General features: G+C 70.1%; 13 protein-coding genes and 2 pseudogenes. 8 read left to right on the top strand and 7 right to left on the bottom strand.

The genetic code is table 11. The features are described from left to right. Window positions 1-17 precede the first annotated feature (17 nt). Window positions 18-294, bottom strand: a pseudogene (locus tag AB0N06_RS13470) (hypothetical protein); the annotation flags it as partial. Then, window positions 291-1304, bottom strand: coding sequence for a GDP-mannose 4,6-dehydratase (gene gmd / locus AB0N06_RS13465; protein ID WP_366134821.1), 1014 nt, complete (start codon window positions 1302-1304; stop codon window positions 291-293). The pseudogene AB0N06_RS13470 and the gene gmd, both read right to left, overlap by 4 nt. A gap of 113 nt (window positions 1305-1417) precedes the next feature. On the opposite strand from gmd, the gene AB0N06_RS13460 reads away from it, so the two are divergent. Continuing rightward, on the top strand, window positions 1418-2401 hold the full coding sequence (locus AB0N06_RS13460) for a GDP-L-fucose synthase (RefSeq protein WP_366134820.1): 984 nt from the start codon (window positions 1418-1420) through the stop codon (window positions 2399-2401). Window positions 2402-2492: 91 nt separating this feature from the next. Here the strand turns inward: AB0N06_RS13460 and AB0N06_RS13455 are convergent, their stop codons facing one another. Further along, entirely contained in the window at window positions 2493-4001 is a 1509-nt protein-coding gene (locus AB0N06_RS13455; protein ID WP_366134819.1) for a sugar transferase, read from the bottom strand. Between the two features lie 362 nt (window positions 4002-4363). On the opposite strand from AB0N06_RS13455, the gene AB0N06_RS13450 reads away from it, so the two are divergent. Then, window positions 4364-5641 (top strand): FAD-binding protein, encoded by a 1278-nt coding sequence (locus AB0N06_RS13450; RefSeq protein ID WP_366134818.1) that lies wholly within the window; start codon window positions 4364-4366, stop codon window positions 5639-5641. Window positions 5642-5656: 15 nt separating this feature from the next. Here AB0N06_RS13450 and AB0N06_RS13445 read toward each other — a convergent pair whose 3' ends face one another. Together AB0N06_RS13445 and AB0N06_RS13440 are read right to left on the bottom strand one after the other, a co-directional pair. After that, on the bottom strand, window positions 5657-6652 hold the full coding sequence (locus AB0N06_RS13445) for an MASE1 domain-containing protein (RefSeq protein WP_366134891.1): 996 nt from the start codon (window positions 6650-6652) through the stop codon (window positions 5657-5659). Between the two features lie 83 nt (window positions 6653-6735). Next, window positions 6736-7578, bottom strand: a complete 843-nt coding sequence (locus AB0N06_RS13440) for a PP2C family protein-serine/threonine phosphatase (protein ID WP_366134817.1) — start codon at window positions 7576-7578, stop codon at window positions 6736-6738. Between the two features lie 266 nt (window positions 7579-7844). Between AB0N06_RS13440 and AB0N06_RS13435 the strand changes: the two genes are divergently transcribed. The 5 genes from AB0N06_RS13435 (at window position 7845) to AB0N06_RS13415 (ending at window position 10939) form a co-directional block, all read left to right on the top strand. Beyond that, a complete protein-coding gene (locus tag AB0N06_RS13435; RefSeq protein ID WP_366134816.1) occupies window positions 7845-8144 on the top strand; it encodes a DUF1876 domain-containing protein in 300 nt (99 codons plus the stop codon). Window positions 8145-8405: 261 nt separating this feature from the next. Continuing rightward, window positions 8406-8831 (top strand): VWA domain-containing protein, encoded by a 426-nt coding sequence (locus tag AB0N06_RS13430; RefSeq protein WP_366134814.1) that lies wholly within the window; start codon window positions 8406-8408, stop codon window positions 8829-8831. Continuing rightward, window positions 8824-9936 carry an XdhC/CoxI family protein gene (locus tag AB0N06_RS13425; RefSeq protein ID WP_366134813.1) on the top strand — a complete coding sequence of 371 codons (1113 nt, stop codon included), beginning with the start codon at window positions 8824-8826 and terminating at the stop codon, window positions 9934-9936. The genes AB0N06_RS13430 and AB0N06_RS13425 overlap by 8 nt, the downstream gene beginning before the upstream one ends. A gap of 10 nt (window positions 9937-9946) precedes the next feature. Further along, the gene (locus AB0N06_RS13420; RefSeq protein ID WP_366134812.1) at window positions 9947-10609 is read left to right on the top strand and encodes an SRPBCC family protein; all 663 of its coding nucleotides are present in this window, start codon (window positions 9947-9949) and stop codon (window positions 10607-10609) included. Between the two features lie 147 nt (window positions 10610-10756). Continuing rightward, window positions 10757-10939: a DUF6629 family protein gene (locus tag AB0N06_RS13415; protein ID WP_366134890.1), complete on the top strand. Its 183-nt coding sequence runs from the start codon at window positions 10757-10759 to the stop codon at window positions 10937-10939. Here AB0N06_RS13415 and AB0N06_RS13410 read toward each other — a convergent pair. Further along, a pseudogene (locus AB0N06_RS13410) lies at window positions 10885-12567 on the bottom strand (acyl-CoA dehydrogenase family protein); the annotation flags it as partial. The gene AB0N06_RS13415 and the pseudogene AB0N06_RS13410 sit on opposite strands and share 55 nt — an antisense overlap. 82 nt (window positions 12568-12649) lie before the next feature. Then, a complete protein-coding gene (locus AB0N06_RS13405; RefSeq protein WP_366134811.1) occupies window positions 12650-13261 on the bottom strand; it encodes a TetR/AcrR family transcriptional regulator in 612 nt (203 codons plus the stop codon). A 467-nt stretch (window positions 13262-13728) separates the two neighbouring features. Between AB0N06_RS13405 and AB0N06_RS13400 the strand changes: the two genes are divergently transcribed. Continuing rightward, window positions 13729-14511, top strand: a complete 783-nt coding sequence (locus tag AB0N06_RS13400) for a lamin tail domain-containing protein (protein WP_366134810.1) — start codon at window positions 13729-13731, stop codon at window positions 14509-14511. Window positions 14512-14589: the final 78 nt, after the last annotated feature.

Genomic DNA, 14589 nt, shown 5'->3' with positions numbered 1-14589 from the left:
TCACTTTTGGGGTTGTTATTGACGGCGGGCGTCGTGCTGCCGCCCGCCGGGGCACCGGCCGGCCGTACGTTGGCGAACGTGCCGCCCGCGTACACCACCCCGTTCGCCTCGGCGAGCGCCCAGACGATCCCGTTGGTCTGATAGATGGCCAGGTTGTCGGCCGCGAAGCCGACCGGGGGAGTCAGCGCCGCGGCCGGGGGAGCGCTGGCCGCCGAGGCGGTGAGTACGCCCAGCGGCGAGCGCGAGAACGGTGGCGAACACACCACTGCGTCTGAGACGTCCTGGCGCTCTCATCGGTCGACCCGCACGGCTGCCCCGGAGAGCTGGTCGGAGAGCTGCCGGATGTCCGCCTCGACCATGATCCTGGCCAGCTCCTGCGCCTTCACCACCGGCTTCCAGCCGAGCAGTTCCTCGGCCTTGGTGGCGTCACCGATCAGGGCGTCGACCTCGCTGGGACGCTCGTACTTCGCGTCGTACCGGACATGGTCCCGCCAGTCCAGTCCGGCGTGCTCGAAGGCGAACTCCAGGAACTGCCGGACGCTGACCCCCTCACCGGTGGCCACCACATAGTCGTCGGGGGAGTCGCACTGCAGCATCCGCCACATCGCGTCGACGTACTCGGGGGCGTAACCCCAGTCCCGCACGGCATCGAGATTGCCGAGGTGGAGGTGTTGCTGGAGCCCCGCCTTGATCCGTGCCACGCCGCGGGTGATCTTGCGGGTCACGAACGTCTCGCCGCGGCGCGGGGACTCGTGGTTGAAGAGGATCCCGTTGACCGCGAACATTCCGTACGCCTCACGGTAGTTGACGGTCGACCAGTACGAGTAGACCTTGGCGACGCTGTACGGGCTGCGCGGATGGAACGGGGTCGTCTCGTTCTGCGGCGGTGGAGTGGCGCCGAACATCTCGGACGACGACGCTTGGTAGATCCGGGTGTCGATGCCGCTGGCGCGGACCGCCTCCAGCAGCCGGATGGTGCCGAGCCCGGTGACGTCTCCGGTGTACAGCGGCGCGTCGAACGAGACCCGGACATGCGACTGCGCACCCAGGTTGTAGACCTCGTCGGGCTGGATGTCGCGCAGCAGGTTCACCAGCGCGACTCCGTCGGCGAGATCCGCGTGATGCAGGACGAAGGACCGGTTCTCCTCCTCCGGGCCCTGGTAGATGTGGTCGATCCGCTCGGTGTTGAAGCTCGACGAGCGGCGTATGAGGCCGTGGACCGTGTACCCCTTGTCGAGCAGCAGCTCGGCCAGGTACGAGCCGTCCTGCCCGGTCACGCCGGTGATGAGCGCGGTCTTCGCCACGACTCCCCCTTCTGTGGTCGTCTGTGTTGCTGTTGGTGCACCGAAATATCTCGATGTGAGTGATCTGCGGCAAAACGTCACCGCGACACACAGTTACTGGCACAATCCGAACCATGACGACTGATCTCCCCGGCCCTCCCCAGGAATCCGTCCGCCCCCTGCTACGTCCCGGCTCCCGCATATTCGTCGCGGGACACCGAGGTCTCGTCGGCTCGGCGGTGGTGCGCCGCCTCACCGCCGGAGGCCACGAGGTGATCACCTGCGGCCGTGACCGGCTCGATCTGCGCGAGGCCGCACCGACCGAGGCCTTTCTGCGTGACATCCGCCCGGACGCCGTGGTGCTGGCCGCCGCCAAGGTCGGCGGGATCATGGCCAACAGCACGTATCCGGTGCAGTTTCTCGAGGACAACCTGCGCATCCAGCTGAGCGTGATCGCCGGTGCGCATGCCGCCGGAGTCGAGCGGTTGCTCTTCCTCGGCTCGTCCTGCATCTACCCCAAGCGAGCTCCCCAGCCGATCCGCGAGGACGCCCTGCTCACCGGCCCGCTGGAGCCGACCAACGAGGCTTACGCGCTTGCCAAGATCGCCGGGATCGTGCAGACCCAGTCGTACCGGCGGCAGTACGGCGCCTCGTACATCAGCGCCATGCCCACCAATCTCTACGGACCCGGCGACAACTTCGACCTGGAGTCCTCGCACGTCCTGCCCGCCCTGATCCGCCGCTTCCACGAGGCGGAACGGGACGGCGCACCGGAGGTCACCCTCTGGGGCTCCGGCAGCCCCCGGCGTGAGTTCCTGCACGTCGACGACCTGGCCGCCGCGTGCCTCCTGCTCCTGGAGCGTTACGACGGTGACGAACCCGTCAACGTCGGCTGCGGTGAAGATCTGACGATCCGTGAACTCGCTTCCATGGTCCGCGATGTGACGGACTACCAAGGGTGCGTCTCGTGGGACACGACGAAGCCCGACGGCACCCCGCGCAAGCTTCTCGACGTCTCCCGCCTCTCCACCCTCGGTTTCAAGCCGCAGATTCCGCTGCGCGACGGCATCGCCCGGACCTACGCCTGGTGGCTGGACCACCAGGGCGCACAGGACTGACCGCGCTCCGGGCCGGGCCGGGCGGGCCGCCGCAGAGCGGCGGCGGCCCGCCCGGCCGAGGTTCATCTTCCGCATCCGGTCCCCACCGCTCTCAGTACGCCCCGCGGCCGTCGGTGACGGCGCGCAGCGTACGGACCATGAGCTCCAGATCCGTGGCCACCGACCAGTTGTCGACGTACCACAGATCGAGCGAAACCGTCTCCTGCCAGGAGAGATCGGAACGCCCGCTGACTTGCCACAGCCCGGTCAGCCCGGGCCGGACCGCGAGCCGCCGGAGCTCGCGCTCGTCGTAGCGGGACACCTCCTCCGGAAGAGGTGGCCGAGGACCCACCAGGGACATCTCGCCACGGACGACATTGAGCAGCTGCGGCAGCTCGTCGAGCGAGCTCCGGCGCAGCAGCCGGCCGATCCGCGTCACCCGGGGATCGCGGCGGATCTTGAACATCGCACCGTCGTTCTCGTTCGCTGCGACGAGCTCCGCCTTGTGCGTTTCGGCGTCCTCGACCATGGTGCGGAACTTCCACATGGTGAACGGCCGGTTGTGCCGGCCCTGCCGGATCTGGCGGTGGAACACCGGGCCCTCGGAGGTGAGCCGTACGGCTGCCCCGATCAGGAGCAACAACGGTGCCAGCAGCACCAGTCCGAGCGCTGCACCCGTGCGGTCCACCGCAGCCTTCAGGGCCATCTGCGGCCCCCGGCGGAGCGGCGGCACAATGTGCAGCAGCGTCAGTCCGGCAGCCGAGGCGGGCCGGACCCGGCCTGCCGCGATCTCCGAGAGGTCCGACAGCACGGACAGCTGCAGCCCCCCGTCGTGCAGGCCCCAGGACAGTTGCCGCAGCCGCTCCCCGGAAAGCTGTGGCCCGGGTATCACCAGCGCCAGGTCCGCCTCGTGGGCGAAGGCTCCGCCCAGCACCGTCGACACGTCGTCGTCGGCGGGAGCCGGTGCGAGGCGCCCCGGGACCGGAGTCTCGCAGCCCAGTGATGCCTCTCCGACGGGTATGGCCGCAACCACGTGGTATGCGTGATCCGTTCGGGAACCGAGCAGCCGCACCGCCCGGTCCACCCCCGTAGCCTCACCGACCACCAGCACGCGGTGCTCGGCGCGCTGCCGCCGCCGTGGCCAGGGGAGTTGGCGCACGAGCGAAACGGCCGTGGTCACCAGCAGGCCGGGCAGGAGCGCCTCGACCGAGGTGACCGGCCGTATCGGCTCGCCGAACACCGTGCCGAGGACGGCCAGTGCACCGATGAGCAGCAGCCAGTCCCCGGGCGCGGTCAGTGCGCCCCGGAGGTTCCCCGGCCGCTTGGCTGTGTACCGGCCACGCGCCAGCCGGGCTCCGCACCACACCAACGCGGCGACGATCGCCGCCGGTTGGGCCTGCGGGAGTCCGCCCGAGCGAAGGATGAGCCAGGCCGGTATCCCCAGCCCGAGAAGATCGGCCCCGACGACGAGCGGCAGGTACCGGCCCGGTCTTCTCTTCGGTGCGGGCGTCTGGTCAGAACGCTCGCGCTGTACGGTCGGGGCACTCCACAGCTTCTCAAGTTCCCTGCTGCGAGGCCGATTTGAAGTGGTCCTTGGTCGTGGCGCCCCCGCCAGTCCCACGGATCCCGGTATGTCGGATTCGGGTAGCTCGACATGCCCCATGAACCCCCCAGTCACAGTTGCATCTCCACAAACGGGACGCATCCGCCGATCCCGTGGACTGACGGATGCGCCCTCGCTCGCTGCACGATATCCACACACGTGCCATTTCGCTGGAGTTCTAGTGAAGTTCAGACATGAACGATGGTCGGATCTCGTCCCGTTCCGCGCTGTATACAGGAGGTCTGCGGTCGGCTGTTGGCATTTGGCGGGTTCCGCCCCGGGGCTATGTGCGGACATGTCACGTCCTCGTGATGCCGCCCATGTCTGGGAGAATGCACCCGAGGCGGCGAGCGTCGGCGACGAGAGAAAGAAGGCGTGCGGTGACTCCCGCGGAGAAGAACTGGGCCGGAAACATCGCCTTCGGGACGCGGCGCCTCCATGCCCCCCGCTCGGTGCCCGAGATCCAGGAGATCGTGGCCTCCGGCACCACGGCCGGCACCACGGTACGGGCACTGGGCACCAGGCACTCCTTCAGCACCGTCGCGGACACGGCCGGAGACCTTGTGTCGCTGGCCGGACTGGACCGCGTCGTCGACATCGACCGGGCGGCCGGATCGGTCACCGTCGGCGCGGGGCTCCGTTTCGGGGAGTTCGCCGATGTCCTCCATGAGAACGGCTACGCCCTGCACAACCTGGGCTCGCTGCCGCACATCTCCGTGGCGGGCGCCTGCGCGACCGGCACGCACGGCTCGGGCATCGCCAACCGTTCGATCGCCGGGGCGGTCCGGGCGCTGGAGATGGTCACGGCGGACGGTCGGACCGCGGAGCTGAAGCGCGGCGACGCGGACTTCTCCGGGGCTGTCGTGGCCCTGGGCGCCCTGGGAGTGGTGACCCGGCTGACCCTGGACCTGGTGCCCGCCTTCGACGTACAGCAGTGGGTCTACGAGGATCTGCCGCAGTCCCGGCTCGGCGACCCGGACGGATTCGACGAGGCGATGTCCGCCGCGTACAGCGTCAGCCTCTTCACCGACTGGCGCGGTGGCCCGGTGAACCAGGTCTGGCTCAAGCAGCGGGTGGACGCCGAAGGAGCGCGGCAGGCACCCACCGAATGGCTCGGTGCCCGGCTCGCGGACGGCCCGCGCCACCCGATCCGCGGCATGCCCGCTCAGAACTGCACCCGGCAGCAGGGCGTCCCCGGCGCCTGGCAGCGGCGACTGCCTCACTTCCGGCTGGAGTTCACCCCCAGCAACGGGGATGAGCTTCAGTCGGAGTACTTCGTGGCACGGCGCGAGGCCGCGGCGGCGTACGTGGCACTCGACCGGATCCGGGACCGGATCGCCCCGCTGCTCCAGATCGGCGAGATCCGCACCGTGGCCCGCGACGACCTGTGGCTCAGCCCCGCGAACGGCATCGACGCGGTGGCCTTCCACTTCACCTGGGTCCCGGACACAGCCGCCGTCACACCGGTGCTCGGTGCGATCGAGGAGGCGCTCGCACCGTTCGGCGCCCGGCCGCACTGGGGCAAGGTGTTCACGACCGCGCCCGAGACGCTGCGCGCGCTGTACGGGAAGTACGCCGACTTCGAGAAGCTGATGGCCCGGTACGATCCGTCCGGCACCTTCCGCAACGACTTCCTGGACCGCCACTTCCCGCGGTGACGCACGGCGTGAACGTCAGCGGCCGTCGCGCTCGTCCCGGTACCGGGGCGGCCACGCGCTCGCCGATCTTCCCGGTGCGAGATGCTCCACCACCTCGGCGAGCTCCTCGCAGGCCTGCTCGATCCTGCGCCGGATATTCATGTCCTCGCTGACGATCGACGCCAGCAACAGTGCGGTGAGGGCCATGGAGCCGTTGAGGATCGCCAGATTGAGCACGATCTCAAGGATCGTGTGACCGCTGAACGGTCCCACTTTCTCAGTGCCCGCGACGATCGCCAGCACGGACAGCACCAGGGCACACGGCGCGCTGCCCGCCAGCTGGAAGCGTAGCGCTGCCCAGATGAGCACCGGGAAGATCGTGTAAAGCATCGACAGTGTGCTTCTGGTCGCCACCACGCCGATCACGACGCAGACGACTGCCAGCGCGGCCGCCTCCGCCCACCGGTCGGTCCTCCGCGGCCGCCGCGCCCTGCGCATCACGAGGAGCAGGGGAGTGACGATGAGCACGCCCATGGCATCCCCCGCCCACCAGGCCGCCCAGACCGGCCAGAATTCGCCGAGCGGCAGCCTGCCGGTGAGTGCCAGCATGGCCGTGCCCGCAGTGGCGCCGATCAGCATCCCGGCCATCGCACCGAGGAAGACCAGGATCACCCCGTCGCGCAGCCGGTCCAGTTCCTTCCGGAACCCGGCCCTGCGGAGCATGAGGTACGCGCAGACCGGCGCGATGGTGTTGCCTGCGACGATGCCGGGGGTGGCGAGGTCGACCGGGCTGGTGACGGTGGCGACGACGAAGAAGGACCCAAGAGCGATGCCGGGCCAGATACGCAGGCCGAGATAGAGCAGAGAGCTCAGCGCGATGCCCGTCGCCGGCCAGAGGGGGGTGACTCTGGCTCCGTGAATGGACACCTGCTTGAGCAGACCGATCTGTCCCACCCCGTAATAGGCGGCGGCGACCGCCAGGATGCTGAGGGCGGTCACCGCCGGACCTCTGGTTCCCTCACTGCGGATCACAGCTCTCATGAGACACCGCGGGCCCGGGGCGGCGGCTGTGTGACACGCTCGGCTCGGGGATGCTCACGGTGTGCTGCCCGGCGTCACCGGTCGTTACGCTGTGCGGCCCGGGACGCGTCGTGGCGCAGGACGAGGACGGCGGCATCGTCCTCGTGCCCGGTGCGTTCCGCCGCCTGCAGCACCGCGTCGGCCAGCTCGTCGGCCCCCGCCGCGGAGAGTGAGGCCACCAGCCGCACCATCGTGTCCAGGCCCTCCTCGATCGGGAACGACGGCCCCTCGACCACCCCGTCGGTGAGCAGCACGAACGCCCCCGGGGTTGTCAGCCGGTGCCGCGTGACCGGATACTGCGGACCGGCCTGAATGCCCAGCGGCAGACCCCCCGCGTCGTCGGAGATGCCGGAGCGTCCGTCGACCGTGGCCCACACCCCGAACACATGTCCGGCGCGCGCGGTGTCGAGTACCCACGCGCGCGGGTCGAGACGGACGCACGTGCAGGTCGCGAAGAGCATGCTGTCGACGGACAGCAACAGTTCATTGGTGCGGCTCAGTATCTCGCCCGGATCCGAGGCCGTGGCGGCGATCGCCCGCATCCCGATCCGGATCTGCCCCATGAACGCCGCGGCTTCGACATCATGGCCCTGCACGTCCCCGATGGTGAAGGCGAGCGTGCCGTCCGGCAGCGGAAAGCCGTCGTACCAGTCGCCACCGATGTCCAGGCCACTGCGGGCCGGCGCGTAACGGGCCGCCGTCTGCAGACCGGAGCGGGTGGGCAGGGTGGCCGGCAGCATCTCGCGTTGCAGCGCCTCGGCCAGCTCCACGCGCGCCTGGTGCAGTTGCACCTCCTGCCGCGCCCGGGCGGTGAGCTGCTGCAACGTGGTGAGCAGCTCCTCCGCACTCACCGAAGTGGGAGGACGACGCCGGTTCATGGGCCGCTCCGCAGTGCATTCGTTCGCGAGCCGCAACACACAGGGCCCGACGTGGCGGTACGGAACCGTGAGGCCCTCTTCCGGCCGCCTACATCATATTTCGACGTTGAACACCCCGCAGTGCGAGCCGCCGTCAGGGGATCACGTCGTGCCGACCCGAAGGGGCCGGGCCGGGAGCGCGCGAACGGACTCGGGTGGAGAGATGCTGAAGGGAGAACCGCGTTGTGGCGGCTCACCGTGGCCGGACGCGGGCGAGGAGGTGCGTAATGACACGCACGCTGGAATGGAATCTCCGCCTCGATCTGTCCGAGGAGGGAGGCACGACCAAGGCCGAAGCCGTGCTGGACACCGGTTCGGAGAAGCTCACCGGCCACGGGGTGGCGCGCTGCAACCCGACGGACGTGGATATCCCCATCATCGGTGACGAACTCGCGGCGAGCCGCGCGATGAAGGATGTCGCCGGCCAGCTGATGAGAGAGGCGGACCGCGAAATGGAGTCAGTGGGTGCCGGACCCCCGAAGGGTCCCCTCGGCAAGCCGTACGCCTGGACCGACGTGTCGAGCTAGGGCGTGTTTCGAAAGTGGCGTCGTCCGCCCGTAGGGCGGGCCGTGCGGGCCAGGCGTCGCCTGGCAGGCGGGACTTTCGAAACACGTCCTAGTCCCCTCCCTGGCGAGTTCTGCCCCGTCGCGCCGCCGAGTGGCCGGTGTGGCCGTGGTGCGCGCGGCTGCAGGGCGGGGGAGGAGACAACGGGAGGGGTTTCCCATCCTTCCAGGGCTGTTCCTGTCCATCCTGTCCCCCGGAGGACATATGACCCGTATCTCATCGAAGTGCTCACGATCGGCACCCGGCTGACCCGCGAGATGAAGCACCGCGATCCGGACACGGCGCCGGCCGCCGTCCCCGAGCGGAGCGGCGGCATCAGGCTCGGCGGGCCGCCGGGTGCCTTCCTCGACACGGATGGCCGGCGCGCCACCGCACGTGGAATCGTGGCCGTCGTGCTCTCCGACGGCCGGCAGCGCGGTGGCCTCGCGATGCGCGCGGATCGGATGCGGCGGCTGCACCGGCCCGCACACCGGGTGGTGCGGTCCGACCTGCGCCCGGCCGGACCGGGTGACGAACCACGGGCCGCAGGCATGGCTGCGGCGCTGCCCCGCGTGGACGCGTTCGTCGAGAGATACAACCTGCAGGTCCTGGAGCAGTTGGCGGCCGTCGTCGGCGGAGCCACACCGGCAGGCGGTGAGTGCCATGCGTGAGATCCTCCCGGCGCTGAGCCGCTGGTACGCCTCCGGTGAACCGTTCGGACTTGCCACAGTCGTCGCGGTCACCCGCAGCGCGCCCCGCGGCCCCGGGGCAGCGATGGCGGTGGGCCCCGGCGACGAAGTCGTGGGCAGCGTATCCGGCGGCTGCGTCGAAGGCGCCGTGTTTGACCTGGCCAAGGAGGTCGTGGAGACCGGAAAGGCACAGCTCCACACCTTCGGCTACAGCGACGAGGACGCCTTCGCCGTTGGGCTCACCTGCGGAGGCGAGATCACCCTCCTCGTACGGCCCGTGTCGGCCGTCACCGATCCCGTGTTCGGTGAGGTCGCTGCATCGGTCGCCGCACACCGTCCGGTGGTGGTCGCCACCGTGACCGACGGCCCCGCCCGGCGCGGCGCCGCGCTCGCTGTATGGCCGGACACGGTGTCCGGATCCCTGGGCACCAGCGGCCTCGACGTCGCCGTCACCGCCGACGCCCGGGGCGAACTGGCCCAAGGGGCAACGGGCCTGCGCCACTACGGACCGCGCGGCGAACGCCGTGAGGACGACGTCACGGTGTTCTTGCAGTCGTTCGTGCCGCCGCCGCGCATGCTCGTCTTCGGTGCGATCGACTTCGCTGCCGCCGTGGCCCGCATCGGCGTGTTCCTCGGCTATCGGGTCACGGTGTGCGACGCCCGCCCGGCCTTCGCCGATCCCCGCCGCTTCCCGGCCGCGGCGGAGGTGGTCGTCGACTGGCCGCACCGATACCTGCGCGGCACCGGCACCGACGAGCGGACCGTGATGTGCGTACTCACCCACGATCCGAAATTCGACGTCCCGTTGCTGGAGGTGGCCCTGCGCTCCCCGGCCGCGTACATCGGCGTGATGGGAAGCCGCCGCACCCACGAGGAACGCCTGGCCCGGCTGCGTGAGACCGGACTCGGCGAGGCGGAGCTCGCGAGACTGCGCTCGCCCATCGGCCTCGACCTCGGCGCCCGCACCCCCGAGGAGGTGGCCGTCTCGATCGCCGCGGAGATCGTCGCGCTGCGCTGGGGCGGTACCGGCGCCCCGCTGGCGGACACGGCCGGGGCGATCCACCGGCCGCGACCGAAGTCCGTGTGAGGAGAAGACCATGCAGTTGCACCACTCTTTCACCGTTCCGGTACCGGTCGACGAGGCGTGGCGGGCGCTGCTCGACGTCGAGCGGGTCTCGCGCTGCATGCCCGGCGCCACCGTGGAGGACTTCGACGGCGAGACCATCAAGGGCTCCGCCAAGGTGCAGGTGGGTCCGATCACCGTGACGTACCGCGGCACGGCGACCTTCCTGGAGAAGGACGAACCGGAGCACCTGATCGTGCTGGCCGCCAAGGGCAAGGAGGTGCGGGGCCAGGGCAGGGCCGCGGCGGCCGTCACCGGGACGCTCGCCGAGCGCGACGACTGTACGACCGTCACGGTCGACACCGACCTGACGGTCACCGGACGGCCGGCCCAGTTCGGCCACGGGGTGATGAGCGACGTCAGCGACAGGCTCATCGGACAGTTCGCCGGTTGCCTTTCCGCGCAGCTGTCGGAGTCGGCAGTGACTGCCCGCGAACGCGAACCCGCGGCACCGTTCGGGACCGGCGGCAGGGGCGCGTACGAGGCGGAACCGATCGATCGGCTGCGCACGGCGGGTGCGCCGGTGGCCGCACGCGCGGCGGCGGTCCTCGGCGCGGCCGCTCTTGCCGCGCTGGCCGTGGTTCTCCTGCGCGGGATCTGCCGCCGGCGGGCCGGCCACGGCCGGTGCCCGTTGTGACCTCACAGGCCGCCGGAGCCGGCGTAGGAGCCGCCGCCTGTCAGAGACTCTGCCCGGCAGAGGGCTCTTGGCTGGAGGCGCCACCAAGCGCGTGAGGCTGCCGCCGGTCGACGGCCTGCTCGGCGCTGCGGGCCTGCTCTTTACCTCGTGGCCACGGTCGGCTCCCTGCTGCTTTTCGACGACCGGCTGCTCGGTGTCCTGGTCGCACTCGGGGCCGGGGTGTGCGCGGCGCTGTGGCGGCTGGAGTCCGTCTCGACCTGGTGCGCGCCGAAGTGCCGCTCCACGATCGCCGTGGTGTCGGTGCCGCGCGGCAGGATGCCGTACTGGTGACCGCGGTCCGCGCCCAGGCGTGCGGCGACGAACGCCTCGGCCTGGGGCGCCGGAGCGTGCCGCACCATCAGCGAGGACTGCAGGGCGAGCGCCATGCCCTCGACCGTCGCCCGCGCACGGAGTTCCGCGGCGAGCGGATCGCGCAGATCCGCGACCAGTTCTTGACGTACCCGCCGCACATGCGCGTCCAGCACAGCACTGGCCCCGGCTGTGGTCTCCAGCTCGGCCCAGAAGGCATCCAGGGACTGCGGGGTCCTGGCGATACCACGCAGCACATCGAGCGCGATCACATTGCCGGAGCCCTCCCACACGGCCATCACCGGCTGCTCGCGGTAGCGCCGGGCGAGCGGCCAGTCCTCGGTGTAGCCATTGCCGCCCAGGCACTCCAGGGCCTCGTACGCGTGGTGCGGACCACGCTTGCAGATCCAGTACTTGGACACCGCGGTGGCCAGTCGACGGAACATCGTCTCGGACTCGCTGCTGCCGGTCTCGTACGCCCGGGCGAGGCGTAGCGAGGTCCAGGTCGCGGCCTCCGTCTCCAGGGCCAGATCGGCGAGGACCGCTGTCATGACGGGCTGGTCGACCAGCCTGGCACCGAAGGCGCTGCGGTGCCGCGCATGCCAGATCGCTTCGGACACCGACTGGCGCATGCCCGCGGTGGTGCCGAGGACACAGTCCAGACGGGTGTGGTTGACCATGTCGATGATGGTGGGAACGCCGCGACCGGGCTCGCCGACCCGCACCGCCCAAGTTGCGTCGAATTCCACCTCGGAGGACGCGTTCGACTTGTTGCCGAGCTTGTTCTTCAGCCGTTGGATACGGACGGTGTTACGGGTGCCGTCGGCCAGCACACGCGGTACGAGGAAGCAGGTCAGCCCGGCCGGGGCCTGGGCCAGAACGAGGAAGGCGTCCGACTGCGGGGCCGAGAAGAACCACTTGTGGCCGGTCAGCAGGTGGGCCCGGCCGTCGGGGTCGGAGGCCATCGGAACCGCGCGGGTGGTGTTGGCGCGAACGTCGGAACCCCCCTGCTTCTCCGTCATGCCCATGCCGAACGTCAGCCCCGACTTGCTGCCCGGGGCGATCAGCCGCGGGTCGTACGAGCGGCTCAGCAGGCCCGGGAGCCAGTCACGGCCCACCTCGCCGTCGCGCTGCAGTACGGGGACCACGGCGTGCGACATCGACATCGGGCAGGCGTGGCCCGGCTCGATCTGGGCGAACAGCATGAACGACGCCGCCCGCGCGACCGCGGCACCCGGCTTCGGATCGGCCCAGGCCGCGGTGTGCGTGCCGTAGCCCACGGCCGCGCCGATGACCTCGTGGTACGCGGGATGGAACTCGACTTCGTCGACGCGGTTGCCGTACCGGTCGTGGGTGCGGAGCGCGGGTGGTGACGTGTGTGCGAGCTCCGCATTCTGCTGGAACGGTTCCGAGCCGACCAGGCTGCCGATCTCATGGAGCTCCGGCTCGTGCCAGGCCGCGCCGAATGCCCGTACCGCCTCGACGAGCGGCGGATTGGTGCCGTACTCGTCCAGGCCGGTCCGGGGCGGCGCCTGATTGATGACCTCGTGGGTGGGGTGCGGTGCGGGAGCCCCTGACCGGAGGTCGGTGGAGTGTGCGGTGACGGCCATGTCGGCGGTCCTCTCTGACGTCGGCGGTGAGGAGATTCGGCCGGGAGGTTGCTCTGCCGGTACGGCGGTGCGGTGGGAACGGTCAGTTGCAGCCCGCTCCCACCGCTCTCAGGCACAGGGTGGCGATGTCCGCCACGACCGGCTCCGGGTCGGTGCGTTCGCCCACCGGGGAGAGCGGACCGAGCAGTGCCTCGCTGATCGCCCCGATGACGGCGGCGGCCGAGAGCCGGGCGTTCTGCGCGGGCAGTTCGCCGGCCTCGATCCCCGCGGCGATGACCGTCTCGGCGAGGGCGTGGTAGCCGCGGCGATAGGTCAGCCGCTCCGCCTCGACCAGCGGATCGACCGGCTCGGCAAGCAGAGCCCAGGCCGTGCGGGGTGTCCGCAGCGCCCGGAACGCGAAGACCTCGACCAGGGTGCGCAACTGCTCCGCCGCCCCTCTTGTGGCGCCCACGGCCTGCTGCACCGCGGTGAGCTCATGACCTGCGACATGGCGGAAGACTGCGGCGAGCAGCTCCTGCTTGGAGGTGAAGTGGTTGTAGACGCTGCCAGTGGCGACTCCGGCCCGCTCGGCGAGCGCGGAGATGCTGGCCGCGGCGTATCCGCCCTCGGCCAGCAGCTGCCGCGCGGCGTCCAGCAGTCGCCGGCGATGCGCGAGCCGGGTCGCCTCGGTACGGGCGGTGGGGCGGTAGGCCACGATGCTCTGAACCTCGATTCATAACTTCAGCTCCCACTGAACCACCGTTGTGTCCGCCGCGCAATGATCGGGCGGCCGTCGGCGGCGGCGGAGAGGTAGAACCTCCTTTCTCCTTTCCCGGGCTAGCGGAAAGTCTGTTCGAGGCCCGGTGAGCGACGGCTGTTACAGAATTCCGAGCCGGTCACGCAGGGGTGAGCCGTGATGTGCGCGGGTTGACGTGACGTGCACCGTGCCGGATGTGCCGGTCCCGAACGGGTGGATGCAGCGGTCAGTGATTGACAGGTACCCGGGTGGTCGAATGCGTGCCAAGTGCATGCGTGTGTGACGGAAATGTCTGCATTTCGTAACACGTATCGGGGTGTCTGTCGTAAATCGGGCGATCGGGCCAAAGTGTGCGATCTCGGCATTACGCCGGGAACGATCAACGCTCGGGCCACACGGTCCGGGCCTGCACCTGAGGGGTTTTCATGTCCCGTTCCGCACGGCGGTTCGCTGCTACCGTTATTGCAGCCGGCGCGCTGGTGGGCGCCGCCGCTCTCCCGGCCGCCGCCGACAACGACCGCGGTTATGGCCGGTCGAACTCGTATTCCGGCGTCGTCCTGGGCGAGATCCAGCACGACACCTCCGGGCCCGACAACGGCACCAACCGCAGCCTCAACGATGAGTGGGTCACCGTCACCAACACCAGCTACCGCACGGTCGACCTCAGCGGCTGGACCCTCAGCGATGAGAGCCGCCGTACCTACCGGTTCGACATGCGTCTGGCCGGCCGCTCCTCGGTGCGGGTACACACCGGCTACGGCCGCGACAACCGTCGCGACGTTTACCAGAACCTCCGCCACTACGTCTGGGACAACCGCGACACGGCGACCCTGCGCGACGAGGACGGCGACAGGGTCGACTCGAAGTCCTGGGGCCGTCGCTACGACGGGTGGTGGGGCCACGGACGTGACGAAGACAACCGCCGTCACCGCCGTTACGAGGACCGCGACCACGACGGTTGGGGCCACAAGGACCGCGACCACGACCGTTGGGGCCACAAGGACCGCGACCACGACCGTTGGGGCCACAAGGACCGCGACCACGACGGTCGGGGCCACAAGGACCGCGACCACGACGGTTGGGGCCACAAGGACCGCGACCACGACGGTTGGGGCCACAAGGACCGCGACCACGACGGTTGGGGCCACAAGGACCGCGACCACGATGGTCGGGGCCACAAGGACCGCGACCACGACGGTCGTCGCTGACCCCCTGCACCCACCTGTCCTGACCCCCTGACCCCCGCTCCCTGACCCGGGAGCGGGGCCCGCCCCATCCACCCGCGG

This window comes from Streptomyces sp. NPDC051020 (assembly GCF_040683105.1).
In the GTDB taxonomy this organism is placed as follows: Bacteria; Actinomycetota; Actinomycetes; order Streptomycetales; family Streptomycetaceae; genus Streptomyces.
The sequence above is the reverse complement of the archived record's forward strand: the minus strand, read 5'-3'. Positions and strand labels throughout refer to the sequence as shown.

Bases quoted from the DNA above. Each gene is read 5' to 3' on its own strand.
- AB0N06_RS13460 (WP_366134820.1), top strand. From the start codon at position 1,418: ATGACGACTGATCTCCCCGGCCCTCCCCAGGAATCCGTCCGCCCCCTG.
- AB0N06_RS13440 (WP_366134817.1), bottom strand. From the start codon at position 7,578: ATGAACCGGCGTCGTCCTCCCACTTCGGTGAGTGCGGAGGAGCTGCTC.
- AB0N06_RS13435 (WP_366134816.1), top strand. From the start codon at position 7,845: ATGACACGCACGCTGGAATGGAATCTCCGCCTCGATCTGTCCGAGGAG.
- AB0N06_RS13425 (WP_366134813.1), top strand. From the start codon at position 8,824: ATGCGTGAGATCCTCCCGGCGCTGAGCCGCTGGTACGCCTCCGGTGAA.
- AB0N06_RS13420 (WP_366134812.1), top strand. From the start codon at position 9,947: ATGCAGTTGCACCACTCTTTCACCGTTCCGGTACCGGTCGACGAGGCG.
- AB0N06_RS13400 (WP_366134810.1), top strand. From the start codon at position 13,729: ATGTCCCGTTCCGCACGGCGGTTCGCTGCTACCGTTATTGCAGCCGGC.